Here is a 22128-nt window from a genome sequence, read left to right on the forward strand (position 1 = left end):
GGATAAATTTATGCACAAAAAATGGCACAAATCGCGCCAATATCTGATTATTTTTGCGCTCACAATCTTACTATTTTTAACAACCTCAACCCGACCAGTTTACTCCCACTGGTCCGACTTATCAGTAGCCGAAATAATCGTCAACGATTTGCAAACCGAAATAACATTAACCTTTCCAACCGGCTTAACAAAATTCGCCGACGACAATGGAGATGGACAGTTACAACTGGCAGAAGTTAGAAATCATCAAACAGAACTAGAAAAGTTTTTTGGTCAAGAAATTAGCATCATCAACAGTAGCAAAATTCAAGGATTGGTTACAGTAAAACCCCTAGAAATATCAGGTAAAACTGCCAGCCTAATCCAGCAGCCAAATACCCACAGCACCTTAATCTTAGACTACACCTGGCCCGTATCTAATGTAATTTCAAAAGACAACAAATTGCGGATTAACTACAATCTGTTTTTGCCCGGAGTGGTGACAGCTAGCTGTCAAGCTACGATTGTGCAAGCTGGTGCTGTAAAAAGCTTTGTATTTACAGCACAAAACCGGGAATTTTTGTTAGCTGGAAAAGAATCTATCTGGGATTCAGGTTGGAGTTTGGTGCTAGCAGTAGCGGGAGCATTTGCGTGGGGATGCGTGCACGCAATGTCTCCCGGACATGGGAAAACCATAGTCGGTGCTTATTTAGTAGGTTCGCGGGCGACTCCAGTACACGCTTTGTTTCTAGCAGCGACAACCACAATAACTCACACTGCGGGCGTGTTTGCTGTCGGCGGAATTACGCTTTTCGCTTCTAATTTAGTCGATCCAGAAAAACTCGATCCTTGGCTGAGTTTAATTTCCGGTTTATTAGTAGCTATTATTGGCTTAAAACTCCTACTAGCAAGAATCAAAATTCGGTTCGGTGTGACGAATTCACTTCTAAAACAAATCAGAAATAAATTATTTTATAAAAAAACTGAAGAACCAGTAAATCTTTTAACTAGGGGAACTTGGGAGAGAGAATTTAAACCTGTCAAACCAGATACATCTCACCACTATCACCATCATGGAGACGGCCGCGTTCACTCGCATTTGCCGCCGGGATCTGACGGTTCTCCGATTACTTGGAAAAGCTTATTAGTGTTGGGAATTTCCGGCGGTTTGTTGCCTTGTCCTTCCGCTTTGGTGATGCTGTTGAGTGCGTCGGCTTTGGGCAATGTTGGTTTGGGGATGACGCTTGTGGTAGCTTTTAGTTTGGGATTGGCTTTGGTGCTGAGTGCGATCGGATTAATCTTGGTTTATGCGAAACAAAATTTTAATAAACTGCCAAAACAGATTACAGCAGTCAAATTTCTACCTGCAATTAGCGCGATGTTTGTAATGTTGTTGGGGTTGGGTATTACTGGAGAGGCTATGTTGAAAATATTGGCTGCGAATCAATGGATTGTTGGCAATGGATAATTTATTCAGTTGACAGTTGATAGTTGACAGTTGACAGCTTGCCCTCAGCGCAGTCGAAGGGATGAGGGCGACTTCTACCTAGAAGTCCGAGGATTGGAGTAATGAATAGTCTGATTTTAATTTCTCGCCTTTAGGAGTTCCGGCTTTAAACCAATTCTTTCTGGTAAGCTGTTTTTGAGAGCTTTTGTATCCCAAGATTTAACTAAGCTGGCGGGAAGTCCCCGCCCGGATAAGGATTAGAATTGGTGGGAAAGCCCGACTAATTCAAGATCAAATCGAACTATGTTTATTAATAATTTCAGCTAAATCCGGTATGCCGTTTTCCACGTAAGTCTTAGCTGAGGGGCGGAGTTTTGCATAGGCGCCTTTGACAACTGCTCTTGTGCTGTTTTCGGCTTTTTTGTCACTGATTTGGAGCAATTCGTCTGCTACTTGAGCTTTTCTTGCAGCCAGATATTCGACTGGGTTGCCATTGTTTACGGCTTCAGTCCACATCGGATCGAGTGCGATCGAGATTTCGGGCAGAAGTTGATCGACGACTTGGGCGCAATAGTCAGCCCGTATCTTTTTGACAGTAGAGTAGGCAGCTTTCAGAGCTAAACCACCCAATCCCGGCGCTGAAGCAACTTGTTTTTCTATCAACTCTACACACTCATCAACAAAAGTGTCTCTGTTTTTTTCATTCAATAGAATATCGCTAAGTCCCATTTTTACTCTCCTTGATTTAACAGTCAATGTGCTGATTAGCTTTGAGTTTCATCTGGCGATTATATATCAAAAAGAACACTTTGAAAAAAATATTAGACAAGCTCTGTCTTACAATAAGTGGCATTTGCACGTATAGCGGTTCTCAAGCGTGGTGAGGTATGCCCAATGCCCAATGCCCTGTTTGCCCTGTTTGCCCTGTTTGCCCAATGCCGTTCGCGTACCTGATCTTTCTGAGAAAGGCTATATATATTGGCACGCATGATTAGGATTCGACGTTCGACTTGAAGGGCGCAGGTACTGCAACGAGGGGAAGTTTCAGGGTTTGAGTCGGCCCATCGATCGATCGCAATACGAGATTTTTCGGTAATTTCGAGGCAGTGTTGACTCCGGCAAAAATTTGAAGCGATAAGGTTAAAGCCGCGGCTAACAACAGTTTTTCTAACATGGCACTACCTCCAATTACGTATGCCTTCCGGCATAATTCCTCTTACACCTACACCATACAGAACTTCTTCTCCGGCAAGTGCGATCGTACAAGCGTAGTTAAGTGACACATATCACGAGGGAGGAGGGGGTGAGAGCAAGAGGGGGTGAGAGGGAGAGTGGGGAGACTGGGGGAGTGGGGTAGTGGGAAAAATCTTCCCTCTTCCTTATTCCCTCTTCCCTCTTCCTTCTTCCTTCCAAATCGAGAATTGTCCTTCAGAAAGAAGCCGTTGAGTGTCTCAGAAAGGTAGAATTAGCGCGTAGAAGTTATTTGACACAGCGGAGGTACCGACAAGATGCTTGCATACATTCTGGCGTTGGCGGTCGGTCTGGGCAGCTTTAGTATTTACATGGCGGCCTTCTTTTTTCCAGAAGTTCACCGGAAAAGTGATTTTACTTGGAGCGGGGTAGGACTTTTTTATGCGTTAATTTTATGGGCTTGTGCGGGGCGAATTACTGGTGCTCTCCTGCTGGGTCAAATGGCGGGGGTGGCTCTGCTGGGCTGGTTTGCTTGGGAAACTTTGACTTTGCGCAGGCTGGTAGCACCAATTGCTCAGCAAACTCCGATTCCTCAATCTCCGAATTTGGCTGGGGCGATGGGCGGGCCGTTAGCAGGTTTGTTTGGTAAGAAACCTGAACCCGCAGCCAAAAAACCTAAGTTTGTCCGATCGCCCAAACCGAAAACTGATGCGGTTCCAGCACCTGCGAATCAGGGCGAGGTCAAGGTAGCTCAACCACCGGCGACTCCCCCAATCGCGGAAATTATTGCCGAAAGTTCGATCGCCCCTGACTTAAAAATTCCCGACAAGAGCGCACCCGCAATTACAGAAATACCCGTGTTTTCCGTCGAAACTCCTGCTGCTGAGACTAAACCCGCGCCAGTAGAATCAGCCAGCAACTTCACTCCTTTACCCCTACCTCTAGAATTTTCAGAAATTGCGGCCACACCAACTGTGGAGCCAGCAGAGGCTCAGCCAGAAGCTAAAAAGCAGACTGAAGATGATGATGATTTTGACGAGATGTGGAGGTCGATGGCTAAAGATTCCCAGTCTGATGCTAGTTTGGCAGCCGCAGCGGCGACAGCAACCGCAGCGGCGACAGCAGCCGCAGCCCCAACGGCTAACCCAACTCCTGCCAAAACAGCTAAAAAATCCGGCGGTTTCGGAAGTCTGTTCGGCAATATCAAAAATAGTCTCGGTGGTATGTTGGGACGAGGTGCGACTAAAAACAAGCCTGATGCAAATACTCCGGTGACAACAGCAAAAGTGGCAGAGAAGTCGATCGCACCTGAATCTAAGGTAACGGCAATTCCTGCACCGGAGATCGACCAGATTCTCGAATCAGAATTAGCCCAGGCGGCCGCCGAAGTGGTAGCCGAAACCAGCAACACTGCTGTGGAAACAAGCCAAGGATTGCCGTTTCCCACCGATGTTGAAGCAATGGCTGAATTGATAGCGGCAGAAACCGCGAGTTCTGCCAAAATAAGGGAAAGTGCGATCGAAGAATCATCCGCTGAGACTCAGATAACGCCGTTAGCCCAAGAAATACCTGCGGCTGAGGTTGATGAAGCGACAGAAGATGCTGCCGCACCGGAAGCCGAAGCCCCTGCTGTATCTCTAGAAATGACTGTGGTGGAAATCTTTTCAGCACCGCCTGTAGAGATAGAAGTACCGGGAGAACCAGGGTTGAGCGTGCAGGTAGAAACGGTTTCAGTGTCAGTGATCTCGATCGAATCCACAGAAGAAAAACCCTCTTCTGACGGACAACAACCCGATTTAATCGAACCTGCCACACCAGCCACTGAATCCAAGTCTGAGAATATATCCGGCGAAGATCCGCCGTCATCTTGACGCAAAAAGCAAAAGGTAGAAACCAGAATTTAAAAAATTCTGCCTTCTACCTTCTTCCGTCTTCCTTTTAGGACTTAGGCGCGGGTGGCGAGAAACCGGGTTTTCCCAAAAAGAAATAATTCGTTGCCACTCGCATACTCAGTAAAAAAACCGTCTCTTTGGTCGAATTTTGTAATCCCGTAAATCCTTACTTTTACATTTTTCTTTCTTTCTTCCTTCTTCCTTCTGCCTTTTATATTCTGTTTTTTACATTCTTCCTTCTTCCTTCTTCCTTCTTCCTTCTTCCTTCTTCCTTCTTCCTTCTCACTTAATATTATGAAAGCAATTATGGTCGTGGGAACAACATCTCACGCAGGAAAATCTTTACTGGTTGCAGCATTGTGTCGAATCTTTTCTCGATCCGGCTGGCGGGTAACTCCGTTTAAAGGTCAGAATATGGCACTAAATTCCTATGTCACAGCCGCCGGCGGAGAGATGGGCTACGCTCAAGCAGTGCAAGCTTGGGCCGCGGGCATCGCACCTTGGGTAGAAATGAATCCGATTTTGCTCAAGCCGCAAGGAGACATGACTTCTCAATTGATTGTCAAGGGTCGGGCGATCGCAAATGTGCGAGCATCTCAATATTACGAGCAGTATTTTGATATTGGCTGGCAAGCGATTCGGGAATCTTTAGAATTTCTGAAGGAAGAAGGCTTTGACATGATTGTGTGCGAAGGAGCCGGCAGCCCTGCTGAGATTAATCTCAAACACCGCGATTTAACAAATATGCGGGTAGCAAAACATTTGAATGCTCGGACTTTGCTAGTAGTTGATATCGATCGCGGTGGCGCTTTTGCTCACATTATCGGCACTCTGGAATTGCTCGATCCCGACGAACGCGCTTTAATTAAAGGGTTCATTATCAATAAGTTCCGAGGACAAAAATCGATCTTAGATCCCGGCTTGACTTGGCTAGAAGAAAGGACTGGAATCCCCGTAGTTGGGGTAATTCCTTGGATAGATGAAGTGTTTCCCTCCGAAGATTCGCTCGATTTACTCGATCGGCGTGCTCCCAATTCTCAAACCGACATCAATATTTCCGTCATCCGCCTGCCCCGAATTTCCAATTTTACCGACTTTGACCCTCTGGATTCGGAAACTACCGTCACAGTCAAATATGTCAGCCCAAAAGACGAGTTAGGCCATCCAGATGCCGTGATTTTACCAGGCTCTAAAACTACAATTTCCGATTTGCAGGTGCTGCGCCAAACAGGTATGGCAAAAGCTATTCAAAATTACTTGGTAGCTGGCGGTACTGTCATGGGAGTTTGTGGCGGCTTTCAGATGCTGGGAGAAAGTATCAGCGATAGAGAAGGCCTTGAGGGAGAACAGGGAGAGTTCAAAGGGTTGGGGTTATTACCTTTGAAAACTGCGATCGCACCGAACAAAATTGCCCGCCAGCGGATCGTAACATCTAACTATCCTCAGCCAGGTTTACCAGTTTCCGGTTACGAAATTCACCAAGGAAGAACGCAAATGCTAGAGTCAGACTCGACTCAACCGCTATTTGACGATCCAAGTTTAGGAATGGTCAACACTTCTCAGTCAGTTTGGGGCACATATCTGCACGGTGTTTTTGATAATGGAGCTTGGCGGCGAGCTTGGTTGAATCACTTGCGGCAGCAGCGGGGACTCCGCGCATTGCCTACGGGTATTCCTAATTACCGGGAACACCGAGAAGCTCTGTTAGAGAGTCTAGCAGATACAGTGGAAAAGCATTTGGATATCAAGCATATTTTAGGTTAGAAGGAAGAAGGAAGAAGGAAGAAGGAAGAAGGAAGAGGGAAGAGGGAAGATTCGTAGGGTGCGTCGCTCTGCGATAAATCCCTAGCTTGCATATCGACAATCTCACAGCGACGCACCTGTACTTGCAGAATTCGTGTCAATAAAACTCACATTTTTCCCTAGCGAAACTTGGTAAAAATTGTATTATATCAGGAGTAAAAATTGAATGACAAAGATTGTTTTTTTACCGGATAATGTGACAGTGGAAGCTGAAGCAGGAGAGCTTTTGCTAGATGTAGCAAAACGTGCAGGAGTTTCTATTCCTACTGGTTGTATGATGGGCTCTTGTCACGCTTGCGAAGTAGAAATTGACGGCGGGGAGGCGATTTGTGCTTGTATTTCCGGCATCCCTTCCGGGAAAAAGCAAGTTACAATTAATCTGTATGTTGATCCGACTTGGTAATTAGTCATTAGTCATTAGTCATTAGTCATCAGTCATCAGTCATTAGTTATATGAGCGATCGACAACTTAAGCCCTGTCCCATCTGTTCCATCCCATCCCCCTATTGGGAGCGATATCCCCGTCTAGTATGCTCGACTTGCTGTAGCAAAGCCTGTGACAGTAAAGGGCGAAAGGTGAAGTTTTATAACGTCGATATGAGTGGAGGTTTTCTGGCGAGATTTGCGGATACTAAAGAAGAATATCCCAGCCACCTTTGCTATATTGAAGGGGTCAAGTGTTGGGCCGAAGAAGGGAAATTTGGCGGTATTGCGATCGAGCGGTATGACTGATACGCTTTAATTTTTTTGCCATTCTTGCTGTTTCTTGCGAGCAGATTGCAGCCATTTCTGGGATTCAGGATAAACAGTTGTCCCAGGTTTGACGGATTCTAATTGATTGATAATTTGTTGCAATTGGCCGAGGGCGTAACCGGGATTTTGACGGGGAGAATTTACATTATTTTGCAAGTTTGCAAACAAGCTTTTAGCCTGGTTCAAAGATTCCACTGACTCTCTCTCTGCTGTGAGTCGAATCTTTGTAGTGCCTAAATTATTTTGATATTCAGCTAGTTTTGTTTGAGCGGCAAGATAGCCCGGATTATCAAATGTAATTTGGCTGAGCCTCTCAATGGCTGCTTGCCACAAATCTGCTATTTTTTGCCAACTTTCTGCTGAATGGGGCGGTTTCTGCGATGCGGAGGCGGCAGTTAAGGCAAATTCTTTTGCTGCTTCAATTAAGTTGTCAGCCCGCACAGAACCGGTGGCGACACCTCCCATTGCTTGAAAGTCTCTTTCTGCTGCTTGGAGTTTTTTCTTAGCGGTTTCTCCCGCAAGGGTTTCGGCGGGAATTTGATTGAGTTGATCGATCGCACTTTGCCAATTTATAGTAGCTTTTTGTCTATCTGCCGCATTTTTCGCTTGCTGGTATTCCTGTTTTGCGCTGTTTAGCGTTTGTTCGGCTTGATTTAACTCAATAAAAGCATTTTTTTGCTGGAAAATTTGAGCATCCATCCGCCCGATATTTTTGCGGGCTGCTTGAAATTCATCGACTGTAAAGCGCCAAGTGCAGCCCGAAAAAGAGCAATAAGTTTGTGGATAGTAACCGAGGAACCATACCGGCAAAGCGTCGAGGTGTGTTTGCGCTTGTTTTGCTTTGGTTTCGCCTAAGTCAAAATCTGCCGCAGCAGTGGCTTTATTGATCAGTTGATCGGATTGTTCTACAAGGGCGATCGCCTGTCGGTAATTATAATCCATACTGATAAAGCTCGGCAGCAACAATATCGGCATGGTTTTCGCCACGGGCCAGCGAATCATCGGGAAAGGCAGGTTAATCAGCCAAATTATCCCCGCTGCGCCGCCCAACAAACCGCCAGCTAAGATGATTTTATCGAACAATCCGGGCGCACGGTTGGCTTTGACAGCAGCTTTGAGAGCTTCTTCGCTGAAGTTGGGAAATTCATCTTTAAAAGTATCGCGGATTTCTTCTCTTGATGCGAAAGTGCCGTTTTGCGATCGCAATTTTTCCAGTCGCTTGATCACCATCTTGCGGTAGACTGCACCCGCGAGAGCATCATCAGCCACGCACTTGTCAACTTCCGCCTGTAAAATGTCAAAAGCTCGATCGGTAAGACGCCCCATAAAACTCACCTGTTTCCTTTTAATTATTCTACAGGCTGCTCTACAAGATAATTATTAAAATATATAAAGTCCAAAATAATTCGCGATCGCCCTAAATCTACTAAAAAACCGTTTTTTTGAACCGAGGGGGCGAGAAACCGGGTTTTTATCGAAATACTTTGCGATCGCCCTAAATCTACTAAAAAACCGTTTATTTGAACTCAACGAGGTGGCCAGAAACCGGGTTTTTTTGAAATACTTTGCGATCGCCCTAAATCTCGTAAAAAACCCGGTTTCTTTGAGTTCAACGAGGCTATCATAATTACAAATATCGAGTTAATTGCACTCGATACCGTTCTTTTTTAGTAATCATAACTTCCCCAATTTCCAATCTTCCCTTACCGCTAACAGCGATTAAATCTCCAGACTTAACGTTATAACTGGCTTGAGTGATGTCTTTCCAATTAACTCGCACATCGCCTCTGTCAATAAAATCAACCATTTTGCTGCGAGACATGGCGAATCCCGCCGAGGCGACAGCATCTAATCTCATCGATGCTTCAACGGTTGTCATTTCTTTCTTTTTCGGTTCTCTAATTTTGAGTTCACTCAACTCAATGCGCCGAGTTTTCACGGGAACCGATCGCACTTGCTGCAAACTCATCTCCAAATACTCTACCATTTCGGGCATGACAATCGCCTGCGCGCCGCGTTCACCCAACACAATCACATCGCCGGTTTTCTCGCGGACAATCCCCGTACCCAGCATTGCGCCTAAGAAGTCGCGGTGACTGGCGGTGTCAAACAGGAAATTGCCGGCTATCTCCACCGCAGCAACGCTAACACTCCCAGAGTCGATCGGGATTTCCGATCGGGCGATCGCAATTCTCTGCCTTTCACCCTGGGGATAGCCGCCCCAAGCCACTAATTCCACATCAGTTAAGCGCTTAAATACCGTCAGAGTGTCCGCCAATTCCGGCGGCGACAGAAAATCAGTCAGAGTAACTTCCCAAGTTTTAATTGCTTGTTCCGCTTGATCAAGGGCCCGCGCTACACATTCGCGGTTTTCGATGCCTTTTAACAGTTCTTCTTTTTGTAACATCAGTCAATTTTAGATTCTAATTGGAAATTACCAAAGGTTGCTGTAGTAACTAAAAAGTCTACTTCTTTAACAGTCCCACTACTTTAATTATAATCTAAGATCGTCAAATAATACCAAGCCTAAAAAATTGTTGCTACGTTTAATAACCGTAGCAACAATTTTTTGTACTTGGCTTAACTCCCCGCCGGACACGGCAGTGCCGTTTCTCTACAAGTGAGATTCTTTAATTAACGAAGCGAAAAACCTGGTTAATGCGTCCAGGAATCTCAGCGATTAGGCATGAACCATTAAATATTGGCCATTACCATTATATTCACCATCGCAACTGGCGAAATTAGCAACAAACCACATCAAGTAAAACCGCCAGATGCGGCGGAATTTGGCATAGTCGATGCCGTAGTCTAAATCTTTGACTATCGCCTGAGAATCATCAAAGTTTTTCAGCCAGTTAGCAAAGGTTGTAGAGTAATTGTAGCCGTTGAGATACCATTTGTTTATGGTTTTGAGGTCTTTGTTGTGGCTGGGAACAGCATCGTATTTCCAGTAACGGCCGTGGGGAAAAATGTATTTGTGGGTGAAAACGCTGGATATGTTGTTAGGGGTGCGAACTGTGATGATGTGAATGAAAACGCGACCGTTATCTTTGAGGAAAGAGGCGAGCTTTTGGAAAGCTTGGGTTAAATTGCCGACATGACAAAAAACTCCGATCGAGAGAATTTTGTCAAATTTGGTATCGAATTGGGCGTCGTTCAAATCGCCTTCAAATAAGGTGAATCGACCGGAACTTAGGTAGCTTTCGGGGTCTTGCATCTTGTGACGCATATATTCGCATTGATGCTGGCTGAGGTTAATCCCTGTAAACTGGACATTGGGGAATTTTGACAGAATGTAATTTGGAACGCAGCCCCAACCACAGCCAAAGTCTAAAATGCGATCGCCATCCTGAATCTCTAGCTTTTCAATCACATCATCCATCATCTGGATTTGGGATTGTTCGAGGTTGGCGGCTCCGTTTTCCCACAATCCCATGCTGTATTTAGGATAAATGAGTTTGCTCTCGCCTAACATGGGATTCAGCATGGCTTGAGGTAAGTCGTACTGAATTTTCATTAAATCCCGTGGGCCTTCGGCGGTGTGATCTGTTTCTGTTAGTACCCATTCGTAGGGTGCGAGGAGGGAGGGAAAATACTTAAAGAAGACGGGCATACAGGTATCAAAAAGCGATCGCAATACAGTATCCGGTACTTCTAAGCCGTTGATATAGGACTCTGCTACGGCCATTTGCACCGCGTTAACTGCACTGACTGCGACGCGGGTTGCTCGGTAGGCGATCGGACTTTTGAGGTGGATATTTCCCACCAACGGGATGTGCTGCTCGATGTTTTGTAGGGCTGTTGATGAACTCATGGTTATACGGGTTTTAAAGATGCTGCTATTCTATCTCACGCAAATTTGCTGGTGGTTAAAGAGCCAAAAAGCTCAAACTATTACCAACTAAGGTTTGCACAGCAAAAGTCTGCAAAATCCTCAAAATATCTGACGGTAGAAGGGGATTTGATAACGCATTTATAAGGTTTTCAGCCATTATAAATTTATTAAGAATTATGTCAGTCGATTTAAGATTTGAAAATTGAAATTTGAGCTTGATTCCACAACCTTTACTGGGCGATTGAATTGGGGTGTTTTCAGGTGCGATCGCGATTTTACTGCTGAGTGAGTTTGGCGGTTGAGGTAACGACACGAGAAGCTGATGCCGATCGCGACTTATACTGAATAAGTCAGGCAATGCAGAAAAAATGTCGAAAAACCGGGTTTGCAGATAGAGTCGTTGCAATAACAGATGTCCGCGAGATTCGTTCCTAATTAGCTAGATACGCCACATATGCCACAGATTTACTATCTGCCGGACGATCGCGCGATCGAGATAGACGACGACGATATAATTCTGGAAGCTTCCCTGCGTGCAGGGATTCCCCACACCCACATCTGCGGCGGTAGCGCCCGGTGTTCGACTTGTCGCGTCTTGATTGTCGAAGGTTTAGAATTTTGCTCGCCCCGCAATTCAGCGGAAGAGGAGCTCGCCAAAAAACTGCGTTTAGAGCCGGAAATTAGGCTGGCGTGTCAGACGCAGGTGGCGGGCGGGAAGGTGATTTTGCGCCGACTGGCGATCGATTCTGAAGACTTGGAATCATTTAACGACGAAATGGTCGGAAAGTTTATTCATGCACCTGTGGGTCAAGAAAAGAAAATTGCCATTTTGTTTGCCGATATTCGAGGATTTACGGCCTTTGCAGAATCGCTATTACCCTACGATGTAATTTATATTTTAAATCGCTATTTCCAAAAAATGAGTTATGCGATCAACCGCAACGGCGGGATGATCAATAATTATATGGGAGATGGTTTTATGGCGCTGTTTGGGTTAGAAAACTCAGAGAAGGCGGCGGAACAAGCCGTGAGGGCTGGGGTAGATATGCTAGAGGAATTAGAGAAACTCAATCCCTATTTTGAGACTTTATACCGTCATCGGTTGCGGATTGGGATTGGGATTCACTGCGGTTTGGTGGTTGTGGGGAATCTGGGGGCCGAGAAAAATCAGACGGTAACGGCGATCGGGGATGCGGTGAATTTTGCCAGCAGGATTGAAGCTGCTAACAAGCAAGTGGGAACAAGTTTGCTGATTTCCGAGGAGACTTATCAGGAAATCAAGGATTTGGCGATCGTCAACCAGCGCGTATCAGTTCAAATTCCGGGAAAGAGCGGCGAATATCCGCTTTACGAAGTTGTCGGAATGCCGCCGCTGCCGGTGGAAATCGAGGAGATTTCCGAGGTAAGGGAAGGTTCTATTTGGCAAAGTTTTGTCAATAAGTTACTGGCTTGGTCTGCTGCGGTCTACAATTGGATTAGGCAAATTTTTAGTTAAAACGGTGATATTTTTTTTAACATAATTGGGTCATTCTGAGTCCCGTTCCTTCGCAGGGACGAGCCAACCATAGCTCAGGACTGCGAAGGAACTTAAGCATCTCGCCCGATGCAACGCTTGACCACTTCCCCGCCAGAGAACTGAAACTTTAATAGACAACTTCTTTACTATGCTGTCAAATATGAATTCAGAGTACGAATCCTTACTACAACGAGCGATCGCCATCGCCGCCAAAGCTCATGAGGGGCAGGTTGATAAGGCAGGCAATCCCTATCTCGATCATCCGCTATTTGTGATGGAAAATGTACATTCTATAGAGCAGAAAATCGTAGCGGTTCTACACGATGCGGTCGAAGATTCTGAACTTACACTGGAGCAACTTAGAAGCGAAGGTTTTCCTGAAGTTTTAGTCTCGGCGATCGCGGCGATTACCAAAATAGAAGGAGAAGCTTATGCAGCTTATTTAGAACGTGTGATTGCCAACCCGATCGCACTGCGAGTCAAAATCGCTGATGTTACTCATAACCTCGATCTGCGTCGCATTGCCAATCCCACAGAAGCAGATTTTCAACGCATTGCAAAATACCAAAAAGTTCTCAGCCAGTTGCGTGTCGCCTTAAAGTAATTATTATTTATTAACTAAACTTAAAATATGTAAATTCTGCCTAATTAATTTCACTTCAAATACGCTAACAGACATAAATTCAACCGCAGACATCCGCGTTAATCCGCGTGCATCTGCGGTAAAAAAAATCCCCAAATCCTAAGCCATCACCATGCCCCCATCCACATTAAAAACCTGCCCCGTAACATAGGCCGCCGCCGCATCCGCCGCCAAAAACTTCACCATCCCGGCAACTTCGTCAACTTCGCCGTATCTTCCCAGCGGAATGTACTTTAAAATATCGTCAGATTTGACATCTTTTGTCATATCTGTGGTGATAAATCCAGGTGCAACCGCATTTACAGTAATCGCGCGACTGGCCAACTCTTTTGCCACAGTTTTAGTAAATCCAATTACTCCAGCTTTTGCCGCACTGTAATTAGCTTGTCCGGGATTGCCCATTTGGCCGGCAACCGAAGCAATATTAATAATTCGGCCGCTGCGCTGCTTCAGCATGATTTTGCTGACAGCTTTTGTACACAAAAATACGCCGGTGAGATTCAAATCAATCACGGCTTGCCAATCTTCTAGCTTCATCCGCAGCAGCAATGTATCGCGGGTGATGCCGGCATTGTTCACCAAAATGTCAATTCTTCCCCATTTTTCCATGACTTTACTGATGAGTGCATCTACTTGGTCAGTTTTGGAGACATCCGCTGCAAGGGCCACAGCTTCTCCGCCTGCTGCGATGATTTCTGCTACCGCCTCATCAGCCGCAGCGCTCGAACTGGCATAGTTCACGGCGACTTTAGCGCCTTCTGCTGCGAATGCTAAAGCGATCGCGCGGCCGATTCCCCGCGATGCACCGGTGACGACTGCAACTTGACCCCGCAATCGCTGATATGTCTCTGGTAATAATTCCATAATTCTGTCCTCGCAAATCTACGCTCACAAAATTCTGCACTAAAATCGATCCAGAACCAAAAAAATTTATACTGACTTACTGAGTTCAGTTGTGACAATTCCCTACTCGTTAACCCTTCGGGTATAATGGGCGTCCCTTTACCACATTTTTAAAATGGCAGTTCAAAAACAGTTCAACAGTTTTGAGGAGTTACTATCGAGCTCTGAGTTGCCTGTACTGGTAGATTTCTATGCTACTTGGTGCGGGCCTTGTCAGATGATGGTGCCGATTTTAGAGCAGGTGAGCGATCAGACCAAAGATAAGCTGATGGTTGTTAAGATTGATACGGATAAGTACGAGCAGTTGTCATCGCAGTATCACATTTATGCTTTGCCGACTTTGGTGCTGTTTAAAAATGGCGTTGAGGTCGATCGCATTGAGGGTGTATTGCAAGCACCGCAGTTGATCGATCGACTGCAACCTCACTTGTAACCACCGCCGATTATCTCACAGGCTTGGTGCGTCAGCCAATATCTGATACATTATCAACAAAATAGTCGTAGCTGACGCACCCTACCTATGAAAACGCCCAGTCACGCTATTATCAATCTGGCGATTCTCGGTAAACCGCAACTGCCGCAATTTAATCTGATTATTGCGATCGGCGGAATCTTACCCGATCTCCCAATATTTTTATTTTACTTTTGGGCGAAGTACATTGCTCGCTTGCCGGAAGCGAAAATCTGGTCGGAATCATACTATGAGCCTTTTGTCCAGAATCTTGTGGCTCTGTTTCATTCGATTCCGCTGGCGGTGATTGGTTGGTTAATTGCTTATTACTTTGGCAGGCAAAATCTACAAATTCTGTTTTTGAGTATGATTTTGCACTCTTTGGGGGATTTGCCTGTACATAATGATGACGCTCACAGGCACTTTTTCCCGTTCAGTAATTACCGTTTTATCAGTCCGATTTCTTATTGGGATAGGAATCACTACGGATCAATTGTTTCTTTGGTTGAAATGTTATTGGTGATGCTGTCAACTTACCGCGTTTTTGATTTTGTTAACTCTTTTGTTGGTAAGATATTGTTGATTTTGGTGAATTGTTTTTACTTGATCGGGTCTGTGTCTTTTTACGTTCGTTCTCTAATTTATAGTTCTTAATTATTCTGCTGCAATTGCTATCTCACCCAACTTTTTTAAGGTGCGTCAGCCAAAATCTGATTGCTTGTGGATTGAATTATCCTAGCTGACGCACCCTACCAATGACCAATTCCCAATGACCAATTCCCAATTATTAACTCCGCCGAATATTGAAACAGCACCAATCTTGGCGCTTCCACAGAGTAGCGACAATCCAGCCATGCTGTTCGAGAGTGTCAGCAATTGGTTTAGCTTGATCGAGCAAAATCCCGCTAAGAACTGCCCAAGTAGTTGGCTTGCTAATGGCTGTGAACTGCGGTATTAAATCTATGATTACTTCTGCTAAAATATTGCACATCAAACCGTCGATCGGGCCGCCAGTCATTTCGATCAGCCGATCGATAGTTCCGAGCTCTGCAACCAACTGCTGTGGGTTAATGCGGTTGAGTTGTCGGTTGCTGATTGTCGATCGCACTGCCAAAGGATCTGTATCTAAAGCATAAACCTTTGTTGCACCCAGCAACACCGCGCCGATCGACAAAATACCCGATCCGCAGCCGATATCAGCAACTACATATTCTTTGTCGTCAAAACCGAGGCGCATTTCCAGCGACTCCAAACACAGTTGAGTCGTAGCGTGAGCACCCGTACCGAAAGCGACACCGGGATCTAAACGCAAGATTAGGCGATCGGTATCAGTTGGTGGAGGCAGCCAAGCCGGATTAATTAAAAAGCGATCGCCCACTTCTTGAGGCTGCCAATGCTGCTTCCAAGTGCTGCCCCAGTCTTCATCTTCAATCAAATCCCACTGCATCGCAGGCAAGGGCAAACCTGCGCACAAAGCATCTTGGCGCAGCCACAAAGACAGGGCCGCCAAATCCAGCAATCCGGCCTGTTCTTCGGGCAAATAAGCCGACATCAGGCAGGAATTGCTTTTAATCTGAGTGGCCGTTCCCCGACAGTTAAACCGTTCCAGACGCCAAAAGATGATATCTTCCAGCGCCGGATCGCAAATAATTCTAATTTCCCACCAGCTATGTGCCATGACTATTTTAGATTTTAGATTTTAGATTGGCCCGTCAGGAACTGGAGCAGGGGGAACTGGGGAGTTAGGAATGAGGATGGACTAATATAAAAATTCCAGCTTTCTTGCCAATTAACAATGACCAATCACCCATTAATAATTATCAGTCCTTGCATCTCAAATCTCAGCTCCAAAATCCTTCAAATAGTTACTGTTTAACGATTTTAGATTTGAGATTGGTATCACCTAAAATCTCAAATCCTTTAAAGATTTACCATCTAACGATTTGAGATTTTAGATTTGAGATTGGCATCACCTAAAATCTCAAATCTTTTAAAGATTTACCATCTAACGATTTGAGATTTTAGATTAGCAGAACCTAAAATCTACAATCCTTTAAAGATTCACGGTGTAAGCATCCCGAATCCCCGGAACTTTGAGGATCTCGGCCAATATGCCCTCTGGTAGAGGGTCATCAAGGCTCAAAACCATCACCGCATCGCCTCGCACGATTTTACGGCCTACTTGCATACTGGCAATATTGACATTAAAACTGCCCAATTGGGAACCAATCTTGCCAATAATCCCCGGCATATCGCGGTGCAGGGTAAACAGCATATGGTGAGTCGGGGAAACGTTGACTGGGAAATCGTCAACACTGGTAATCCGAATTTCGCTTTCGCCGAGCACTGCACCTGTGACTGTGTGTTCGCCCAGAGTTCCCTTGGCCGAGAGGCGCAGAGAGCCTGTGTAGTCGCGAATTGAGGCGTCTCTGGTTTCGACGACGCGAATTCCGCGTTCTTTGGCTTCAATGCTGGCGTTGACGTAGTTAACGCGCTCTCGTAGGGCTTGGGAGAGCAGGCCTTTGAGGGAGGCAACGACTACGGGCTGGCTTTGGTTGTTGGCCAATTCGCCTTGTAGTTGAACGTTGAGGTAATCGACTCGGCCTCCGGCTAGCTGGCTGACGAGGTTGCCTAGGGTTTCGGCTAGTTGCAGGTAGGGTTTGAGTTTTTCGATCGAGTCTGGGTAAATTCCTGGGATGTTAACAGCCGATCGCGCCGGCAGCCCCAACAGGACATCGCGAATTTGTTCAGCAACATCGATCGCCACATTCACCTGAGCTTCAGCCGTGGAAGCTCCCAAGTGGGGCGTCAGCACGATGTTCTGGCCGACAGTCCGCAGCGGAGAATCAGCTTCCAGCGGCTCATGTTCGTAAACATCGATCGCTGCACCGGCGATCTGGCCTGATTTAATAGCTTCTGCCAGGGCTGCTTCGTCGATGATGCCACCTCTAGCGCAATTAATGATGCGGGCCGTGGGCTTCATCTTCGACAGCACCTCAGCGTTAATTAAGTGCAGGGTTTCCGGCGTTTTGGGGATGTGCAGGGTGATGTAGTCGGATTCGCGCATCAGCAGTTCGAGTTCTACCAAGCGACAGCCCAACTGTTCGGCTCTTTCGGTGGAGATGAAGGGATCGTAAGCGAGCAGTTTCATGCCCATTGCTTTGGCTGCGGCGGCTAGATGGGAGCCGATTTTGCCCAAACCGACGATACCGAGGGTTTTTTTGTAAACTTCTACGCCGATGAAGCGGTTGCGTTCCCATTTACCGCTTTTGACGGAGGCGTTGGCTTCGGGGATGTGGCGAGACATGGAAAGCATCATGGCGATCGCGTGTTCGGCTGCTGCGATCGTGTTGCCTTCGGGGGAGTTGACGACTACAATTCCTTTGCGGGTAGCGGCGGGTACATCTACATTATCTACGCCGACTCCGGCTCTACCGATGATTTTGAGTAGATTTCCGGCTTCAATGATTTCTTTGGTAACTTGGGTGCCAGAACGGATCATTAAAGCGTCGTAATCTGGAATAATTTTAACCAGCTCTTCGGCTGAAAGTCCTGTGTTTACGTCAACTTGCGCGACTTGGGAGAGGATGTCAATTCCGGCTTGGTCGATCGGATCGGATACTAGAACTTTAGGCATAGCAAGCAATTGAGTGCAATAGTTAAAAATAGGCCGAGCATTGGCGAACTCACAGTTGAGACTTAGACTTAGAGCAGTATCTAACAGCTCAGCTCAAGCTTGCCTTTGTGCAGTCTGAATTGTATCTGTATTCGGTCAAGGTCGGCCGTTTTTGCTGGAAATATTTTAGCTGTGCGGGCGATCGAATGCGAGCGATCGTCTTAAAAACGCCCAATTGCTTAGCTAGCAAGTCTTTTCAGGGTATAATAAATTTTGGGTATTGAAACCTAAGTATCAGGAATTGTTTCTAATGAATTATCTTATCGCTGTACTGCCCGATCGAATGCAAGCCGAAGCTGCCTATTGTGCCCTCGAAAAAGCAGGCTTACCCATGAACCAAGTGAGCATTTTGGGCCGAGGCTACAAAACGGCTGATGAATTTGGCTTAATCGACCCCAACCAGCAAGCGAAAAAACAAGCAAAACTCATGGCTGTTTGGCTGATACCGTTTGGCTTTATTGCCGGGGTTACTTTCAGCTTGATGACTGAGTTGAAAACCTTTGCATGGGCGGGCGAAATTGGCGATCATGCGATCGGCGGAGTCCTAGGTGCGATCGCCGCCGGGATGGGCAGCGTTTTTGTCGGCGGTGCCGGAGGAATGGCTTTTGGTAGTGGCGATGCTTTGCCCTACCGCAACCGTTTGAATGCCGGCAAATTTTTGATTGCAGTTAAAGGTAATGACGATTTAACCAATCAAGCTGCTAATATTTTGCAGCAATTTGAACCAGAAAATATGCAAGGTTATATAGAGAGTTAATGGGAGCGTCTCATTTTTGTAAAAAGCATTTTTTTCTTTGAGTGCTGTCACCGCTCACAAAGAGTTTATTTCTACTGCGGGCTGTCACATTGGCAACAAAGTTATTGACTGAAGTGGAGACAAAAAAAAGAGAGAACGGTGGCTTTCAGAAAAACTAGAGCCACCGTTAGGGAGAGAATGAGGGTGCAAAATAAAACCCATCCAATCCCGTCAGGAACAGTGAACGATTAAAGGAATTTCGTCAAGCAGCATACAAGTTATTAGTGCTCGCTCTCCGGTAGTGCCATGAAGGAAAGGATAGAGTAAACTTAAGCTACTATTAGAGAGAAGTGTTTGCCATTAGTGATATGACAGTAGAAATTAATTCTTGCCCCAATTGTGGCTCAGAAAAAATTAGTCGTAACGGTCAGACTCGGCATGGTAAACAAAACTACAAATGTCGAGAATGTGGTCGTCAATTTGTTCAGAATCCCGCGTGGAAACCTATTACGAAAGAACAACAGGAGTTAATGCAGCGGATGCTACTTGAACGTATTTCTCAGGCCGGGATTGCCCGGGTATTACAAGTGTCAGAAGATACAGTACAGCGCTACGTAAATGCCCAAGCTCTTGTTATTGAGAAGCAAGTTGAGGTGAGTGCCAAGCCAAAAAAGCGCCTGAATGTTCAGATGGATGAGCTATGGTCGTTTGTTGATAATAAAGGAAATCAGCAATGGGTATGGCTTGCATTGGATGCCGAGACTAGGGAAATTGTTGGTGTACATATTGGGGATCGTAGTGCGGTATCAGCTCAGGCGTTATGGAATTCAATGCCACCAGTTTACCGTCAATGTGCAGTAATTTATACTGATCATTGGAGTGCTTATGATTCTGTATTGTAAGCGTAAACGTCATTATAGTGTAGACAAAGATAGTGGTTTTACTAGCTATATCGAGCGCTTTAACTGCACTATTCGACAACGAGTATCTCGGTTAGTAAGAAAGAGCTTAGCCTTCTCTAAAAAATTAGAAAATCATATTGCTGCTATTTGGCGCTTTGTGCATCATTATAATGCTAATTTACAACTCTAGATGCCTGTTTTAATTTGAATCCGGTTTTATTCTCCGATCCTTTCCTTCAGGGCACTACCGCTCTCCTATGCAAAATTCGAGTTCATGGATGCACTAATGACCACCAGGAATGCGCCATCCACCCATGTATCAGCGAAATCACTGCACAAATTGAGATGGTGATAATATCGGCGTTGCTGAATCAAGGTATGGATACCCCGGTCATGGGGATATCATCAAATTTTAAGTAATGTATTAATAACTTAATAGAATGTTTGAGCATTTTCTCGCACTTAGAATAACAAAGAGTCTTGCGATGTAGTCTAGCCAAATAATGTCTTAGTCTTGTATTTTCTCCTTGGTTGAGTCGATGCGGGGTATTATCCCCGGCACCTCTCAGTTAGATCCGGACGTGCTGGTTTCCCCGCATCCGGCTCCCGATGTTCTTGGCTTGTGCCTTTGCTCATGTGGATATAATCGTGGCAGCTTTCGTGAACCGCTAGAAGGTTGTTTATTTTCGAGTTACTATGGTTTCCATCTACATGATGCAGATGTACCTTTTCATCGCCTAGCATTTTTAGGCCACATTTTCCACATTTATGGTTTTGCCGTTTTAAAGCTTTAGAGGTATTGCCGTTATAGAGTTTGCTGTTGCGCTCGCTCCAGTAGGCTATATCTCCGTCGTAAGGTGATTTCTCCCCTTTGACGTTGACAAATTTGCTTTCGGAGTAAGGAACCGATGGGAATGCTTGATCAAGCAGTTTCTTGCTGGTGTAGCGAGATTGTTTCGATTCCTTATTAAATACCTTGAAAGCTCTTGTTTCGATGTGGTATAGCGAGTTGCGCGAGCCGTCCATCTTGCAATAGCGGTGGTAATTTCTCCAACCTCTGACTACAGGGGCTAATTTCTCAGCCTTGACCGTAGCACCATAATTCGAGTTGTTGACGATGTGTTTTACCTTCTGACGGAAGGCTTTAAAATTGTCCGCTGATGGGACGCATCTAAATTTTCCGTTATTTTGCACTTTGAAATGCCAACCAAGGAAGTCAAATCCATCTGTCGTAGCCGTTAGCTGAGTTTTATTTTCACTAACTTTCATCCCACGTTCTGCCAGAAATTTGCTGACTCGATCAAGTATTCCCGTTGCATCATCTTTAGGCTTGAGGATGATTATCATATCGTCCGCGTAGCGAACTGATTGGTGTATATCCTCAATTCCGTTGAGCACGATATTGGCTAGTAATGGACTTACCACACCCCCTTGCGGGGTCCCTTGTTCTGGAAATTCTGGGTTGACTCCTGTTTTTAGACAACGGAATATTCCGGTCTTAATGCCCTTTGGGGCGATGAGTCGTTCCATGATGCTCGCGCGTGCTTATCCTGTCGAAGCATTTTTCGATGTCGAGTTCTATAACTCGTTTCTCTATTCCGTTGCTCATGGAGCGTAGATTATGGAACAGAACTTTCTGCGCGTCGTGCGCCGACCTTCCTGTTCTGAACCCATAACTCCGGGCGTGGAAAGTTGCTTCGTGCGCTGGCTCTAGCGCGTACTTTGCGAGGCATTGCCACGCTCTGTCTGCAATAGTAGGTATCTTAAGGAGGCGGGTACTCCCATCCTTTTTGGGGATTGGTATTGAACGTAACTTCTGGTGTTTCCAGTTGTTACTTTTGGCTCTGAGTTCTTCACTCAGTGCGAACCTTTCCTCAAATGTGAGTGAGGCTTTGACATCGATTCCCGCAGTTTTTTTGCCAGCATTTAGTTGAGTTACTTGACGTATTGCCAACATCCTTGCAGCCGTGGATTTCAGAATTAGCTTTTGAAGGGACTTTGCTTTCTGCTTGTCTCCAACTTGAATCGCTTTATACACTCGCTTTTGAAGGCGGAATAAATCACGGCGGAATTTCTTCCACGGTAACGTTTTCCAAGATTCACTAACATTTCTGTTGTGTCTAATCATGCTCTGCTCTAGTTTATGTACTCTGAACACCTTGCAGCAATTACGCTGCATCCTACCCGGACTGAGGGGATTCTGCTGCTCGTCTAGCCTACTATAGCAATCCTAAATCATTATCTACACTTATTATGATATAATTATATGCAATGATTGATTGTGACAATAAAAAAAATGAATAACTTACAAATGCCACAGAAAGATATGGAAAAAGAAAGAGCGGCGTTAGAATCTTTCATCAAAAGCGATCGAACTGTAAGAGAACTCAAGCGATCAATA

22 protein-coding genes are annotated in these 22128 nt (G+C 45.6%); 11 read left to right on the forward strand and 11 right to left on the reverse strand.

Going from position 1 to position 22128, the window contains the following annotated elements:
* Nucleotides 1-10: 10 nt before the first annotated feature.
* Nucleotides 11-1447 carry a nickel/cobalt transporter gene (locus K4039_RS27820; protein ID WP_265239734.1) on the forward strand — a complete coding sequence of 479 codons (1437 nt, stop codon included), beginning with the start codon at nucleotides 11-13 and terminating at the stop codon, nucleotides 1445-1447.
* Nucleotides 1448-1717: 270 nt separating this feature from the next.
* Here K4039_RS27820 and K4039_RS27825 read toward each other — a convergent pair whose 3' ends face one another.
* A complete protein-coding gene (locus tag K4039_RS27825) occupies nucleotides 1718-2155 on the reverse strand; it encodes a DUF6918 family protein (RefSeq protein ID WP_332971268.1) in 438 nt (145 codons plus the stop codon).
* Between the two features lie 262 nt (nucleotides 2156-2417).
* Nucleotides 2418-2600: a hypothetical protein gene (locus tag K4039_RS27830; protein WP_265239736.1), complete on the reverse strand. Its 183-nt coding sequence runs from the start codon at nucleotides 2598-2600 to the stop codon at nucleotides 2418-2420.
* A 334-nt stretch (nucleotides 2601-2934) separates the two neighbouring features.
* Between K4039_RS27830 and K4039_RS27835 the strand changes: the two genes are divergently transcribed.
* From K4039_RS27835 to K4039_RS27850, 4 genes are all read left to right on the forward strand, one after another.
* Nucleotides 2935-4488, forward strand: a complete 1554-nt coding sequence (locus K4039_RS27835) for a Ycf66 family protein (RefSeq protein WP_265239737.1) — start codon at nucleotides 2935-2937, stop codon at nucleotides 4486-4488.
* Nucleotides 4489-4803: 315 nt separating this feature from the next.
* Nucleotides 4804-6273 carry a cobyric acid synthase CobQ gene (gene cobQ / locus K4039_RS27840; RefSeq protein ID WP_265239738.1) on the forward strand — a complete coding sequence of 490 codons (1470 nt, stop codon included), beginning with the start codon at nucleotides 4804-4806 and terminating at the stop codon, nucleotides 6271-6273.
* Between the two features lie 205 nt (nucleotides 6274-6478).
* Entirely contained in the window at nucleotides 6479-6715 is a 237-nt protein-coding gene (locus tag K4039_RS27845) for a 2Fe-2S iron-sulfur cluster binding domain-containing protein (protein ID WP_265239739.1), read from the forward strand.
* 173 nt (nucleotides 6716-6888) lie between these two features.
* The gene (locus K4039_RS27850; RefSeq protein ID WP_265239740.1) at nucleotides 6889-7044 is read left to right on the forward strand and encodes a hypothetical protein; all 156 of its coding nucleotides are present in this window, start codon (nucleotides 6889-6891) and stop codon (nucleotides 7042-7044) included.
* Nucleotides 7045-7050: 6 nt separating this feature from the next.
* Here the strand turns inward: K4039_RS27850 and K4039_RS27855 are convergent, their stop codons facing one another.
* The 3 genes from K4039_RS27855 to K4039_RS27865 all read right to left on the reverse strand — a co-directional run bounded on the left by K4039_RS27855 (nucleotide 7051) and on the right by K4039_RS27865 (nucleotide 10879).
* On the reverse strand, nucleotides 7051-8391 hold the full coding sequence (locus K4039_RS27855) for a hypothetical protein (RefSeq protein WP_265239741.1): 1341 nt from the start codon (nucleotides 8389-8391) through the stop codon (nucleotides 7051-7053).
* A gap of 301 nt (nucleotides 8392-8692) precedes the next feature.
* Nucleotides 8693-9472 (reverse strand): photosystem II S4 domain protein, encoded by a 780-nt coding sequence (locus K4039_RS27860; protein WP_265239743.1) that lies wholly within the window; start codon nucleotides 9470-9472, stop codon nucleotides 8693-8695.
* Nucleotides 9473-9745: 273 nt separating this feature from the next.
* A complete protein-coding gene (locus tag K4039_RS27865) occupies nucleotides 9746-10879 on the reverse strand; it encodes a cyclopropane-fatty-acyl-phospholipid synthase family protein (protein ID WP_265239744.1) in 1134 nt (377 codons plus the stop codon).
* A 475-nt stretch (nucleotides 10880-11354) separates the two neighbouring features.
* Between K4039_RS27865 and K4039_RS27870 the strand changes: the two genes are divergently transcribed.
* Both K4039_RS27870 and K4039_RS27875 read left to right on the forward strand, forming a co-directional pair.
* Nucleotides 11355-12395, forward strand: a complete 1041-nt coding sequence (locus K4039_RS27870) for an adenylate/guanylate cyclase domain-containing protein (protein WP_265239745.1) — start codon at nucleotides 11355-11357, stop codon at nucleotides 12393-12395.
* A 181-nt stretch (nucleotides 12396-12576) separates the two neighbouring features.
* Nucleotides 12577-13020, forward strand: a complete 444-nt coding sequence (locus K4039_RS27875; RefSeq protein ID WP_265239746.1) for an HD domain-containing protein — start codon at nucleotides 12577-12579, stop codon at nucleotides 13018-13020.
* A 138-nt stretch (nucleotides 13021-13158) separates the two neighbouring features.
* Here the strand turns inward: K4039_RS27875 and fabG are convergent, their stop codons facing one another.
* Nucleotides 13159-13923: a 3-oxoacyl-[acyl-carrier-protein] reductase gene (gene fabG, locus K4039_RS27880; RefSeq protein ID WP_265239747.1), complete on the reverse strand. Its 765-nt coding sequence runs from the start codon at nucleotides 13921-13923 to the stop codon at nucleotides 13159-13161.
* A 154-nt stretch (nucleotides 13924-14077) separates the two neighbouring features.
* Here fabG and trxA point away from each other — a divergent pair, with 154 nt between their 5' ends.
* Nucleotides 14078-14395 carry a thioredoxin gene (trxA, locus tag K4039_RS27885; protein WP_265239748.1) on the forward strand — a complete coding sequence of 106 codons (318 nt, stop codon included), beginning with the start codon at nucleotides 14078-14080 and terminating at the stop codon, nucleotides 14393-14395.
* Between the two features lie 87 nt (nucleotides 14396-14482).
* Entirely contained in the window at nucleotides 14483-15067 is a 585-nt protein-coding gene (locus K4039_RS27890) for a hypothetical protein (RefSeq protein WP_265239750.1), read from the forward strand.
* A 133-nt stretch (nucleotides 15068-15200) separates the two neighbouring features.
* Here K4039_RS27890 and prmA read toward each other — a convergent pair whose 3' ends face one another.
* From prmA to K4039_RS27905, 3 genes are all read right to left on the reverse strand, one after another.
* Nucleotides 15201-16091: a 50S ribosomal protein L11 methyltransferase gene (prmA, locus tag K4039_RS27895; RefSeq protein ID WP_265239751.1), complete on the reverse strand. Its 891-nt coding sequence runs from the start codon at nucleotides 16089-16091 to the stop codon at nucleotides 15201-15203.
* A gap of 375 nt (nucleotides 16092-16466) precedes the next feature.
* Complete coding sequence (serA, locus tag K4039_RS27900) at nucleotides 16467-18050, reverse strand: phosphoglycerate dehydrogenase (RefSeq protein ID WP_265239752.1); 1584 nt, start codon at nucleotides 18048-18050, stop codon at nucleotides 16467-16469.
* Nucleotides 18051-18138: 88 nt separating this feature from the next.
* The gene (locus tag K4039_RS27905; RefSeq protein WP_265239753.1) at nucleotides 18139-18279 is read right to left on the reverse strand and encodes a hypothetical protein; all 141 of its coding nucleotides are present in this window, start codon (nucleotides 18277-18279) and stop codon (nucleotides 18139-18141) included.
* A gap of 60 nt (nucleotides 18280-18339) precedes the next feature.
* Between K4039_RS27905 and K4039_RS27910 the strand changes: the two genes are divergently transcribed.
* Both K4039_RS27910 and K4039_RS27915 read left to right on the forward strand, forming a co-directional pair.
* Nucleotides 18340-18846 (forward strand): hypothetical protein, encoded by a 507-nt coding sequence (locus K4039_RS27910; RefSeq protein ID WP_265239754.1) that lies wholly within the window; start codon nucleotides 18340-18342, stop codon nucleotides 18844-18846.
* Nucleotides 18847-19193: 347 nt separating this feature from the next.
* A protein-coding gene (locus tag K4039_RS27915; protein ID WP_265239755.1) for an IS1 family transposase occupies nucleotides 19194-19917 on the forward strand; the annotation gives its coding sequence in 2 pieces (ribosomal slippage) (nucleotides 19194-19724 and nucleotides 19726-19917; 723 coding nt in all).
* Between the two features lie 359 nt (nucleotides 19918-20276).
* Here K4039_RS27915 and K4039_RS29850 read toward each other — a convergent pair.
* Both K4039_RS29850 and K4039_RS29855 read right to left on the reverse strand, forming a co-directional pair.
* Nucleotides 20277-21257 (reverse strand): reverse transcriptase domain-containing protein, encoded by a 981-nt coding sequence (locus K4039_RS29850; protein ID WP_321161669.1) that lies wholly within the window; start codon nucleotides 21255-21257, stop codon nucleotides 20277-20279.
* Nucleotides 21226-21906, reverse strand: a complete 681-nt coding sequence (locus K4039_RS29855) for a reverse transcriptase N-terminal domain-containing protein (RefSeq protein WP_321161670.1) — start codon at nucleotides 21904-21906, stop codon at nucleotides 21226-21228. Before K4039_RS29855 ends, K4039_RS29850 begins: the two co-directional genes overlap by 32 nt.
* Between the last annotated feature and the right edge of the window lie 222 nt (nucleotides 21907-22128).

The organism is Lyngbya sp. CCAP 1446/10 (assembly GCF_026130175.1).
Taxonomy (GTDB): domain Bacteria; phylum Cyanobacteriota; class Cyanobacteriia; order Cyanobacteriales; family Microcoleaceae; genus Microcoleus.

Excerpts from the sequence above, each read along its gene's own strand:
- K4039_RS27870 (WP_265239745.1), top strand. The coding sequence starts at position 11,355 with ATGCCACAGATTTACTATCTGCCGGACGATCGCGCGATCGAGATAGAC.
- K4039_RS27830 (WP_265239736.1), bottom strand. The coding sequence starts at position 2,600 with ATGTTAGAAAAACTGTTGTTAGCCGCGGCTTTAACCTTATCGCTTCAA.
- K4039_RS27875 (WP_265239746.1), top strand. The coding sequence starts at position 12,577 with ATGAATTCAGAGTACGAATCCTTACTACAACGAGCGATCGCCATCGCC.
- prmA (WP_265239751.1), bottom strand. The coding sequence starts at position 16,091 with ATGGCACATAGCTGGTGGGAAATTAGAATTATTTGCGATCCGGCGCTG.
- K4039_RS27835 (WP_265239737.1), top strand. The coding sequence starts at position 2,935 with ATGCTTGCATACATTCTGGCGTTGGCGGTCGGTCTGGGCAGCTTTAGT.
- K4039_RS27860 (WP_265239743.1), bottom strand. The coding sequence starts at position 9,472 with ATGTTACAAAAAGAAGAACTGTTAAAAGGCATCGAAAACCGCGAATGT.
- K4039_RS29850 (WP_321161669.1), bottom strand. The coding sequence starts at position 21,257 with ATGGAACGACTCATCGCCCCAAAGGGCATTAAGACCGGAATATTCCGT.
- K4039_RS27825 (WP_332971268.1), bottom strand. The coding sequence starts at position 2,155 with ATGGGACTTAGCGATATTCTATTGAATGAAAAAAACAGAGACACTTTT.
- fabG (WP_265239747.1), bottom strand. The coding sequence starts at position 13,923 with ATGGAATTATTACCAGAGACATATCAGCGATTGCGGGGTCAAGTTGCA.
- K4039_RS27845 (WP_265239739.1), top strand. The coding sequence starts at position 6,479 with ATGACAAAGATTGTTTTTTTACCGGATAATGTGACAGTGGAAGCTGAA.
- cobQ (WP_265239738.1), top strand. The coding sequence starts at position 4,804 with ATGAAAGCAATTATGGTCGTGGGAACAACATCTCACGCAGGAAAATCT.
- trxA (WP_265239748.1), top strand. The coding sequence starts at position 14,078 with ATGGCAGTTCAAAAACAGTTCAACAGTTTTGAGGAGTTACTATCGAGC.
- serA (WP_265239752.1), bottom strand. The coding sequence starts at position 18,050 with ATGCCTAAAGTTCTAGTATCCGATCCGATCGACCAAGCCGGAATTGAC.
- K4039_RS27820 (WP_265239734.1), top strand. The coding sequence starts at position 11 with ATGCACAAAAAATGGCACAAATCGCGCCAATATCTGATTATTTTTGCG.
- K4039_RS27890 (WP_265239750.1), top strand. The coding sequence starts at position 14,483 with ATGAAAACGCCCAGTCACGCTATTATCAATCTGGCGATTCTCGGTAAA.
- K4039_RS29855 (WP_321161670.1), bottom strand. The coding sequence starts at position 21,906 with ATGCAGCGTAATTGCTGCAAGGTGTTCAGAGTACATAAACTAGAGCAG.
- K4039_RS27855 (WP_265239741.1), bottom strand. The coding sequence starts at position 8,391 with ATGGGGCGTCTTACCGATCGAGCTTTTGACATTTTACAGGCGGAAGTT.
- K4039_RS27865 (WP_265239744.1), bottom strand. The coding sequence starts at position 10,879 with ATGAGTTCATCAACAGCCCTACAAAACATCGAGCAGCACATCCCGTTG.
- K4039_RS27910 (WP_265239754.1), top strand. The coding sequence starts at position 18,340 with ATGAATTATCTTATCGCTGTACTGCCCGATCGAATGCAAGCCGAAGCT.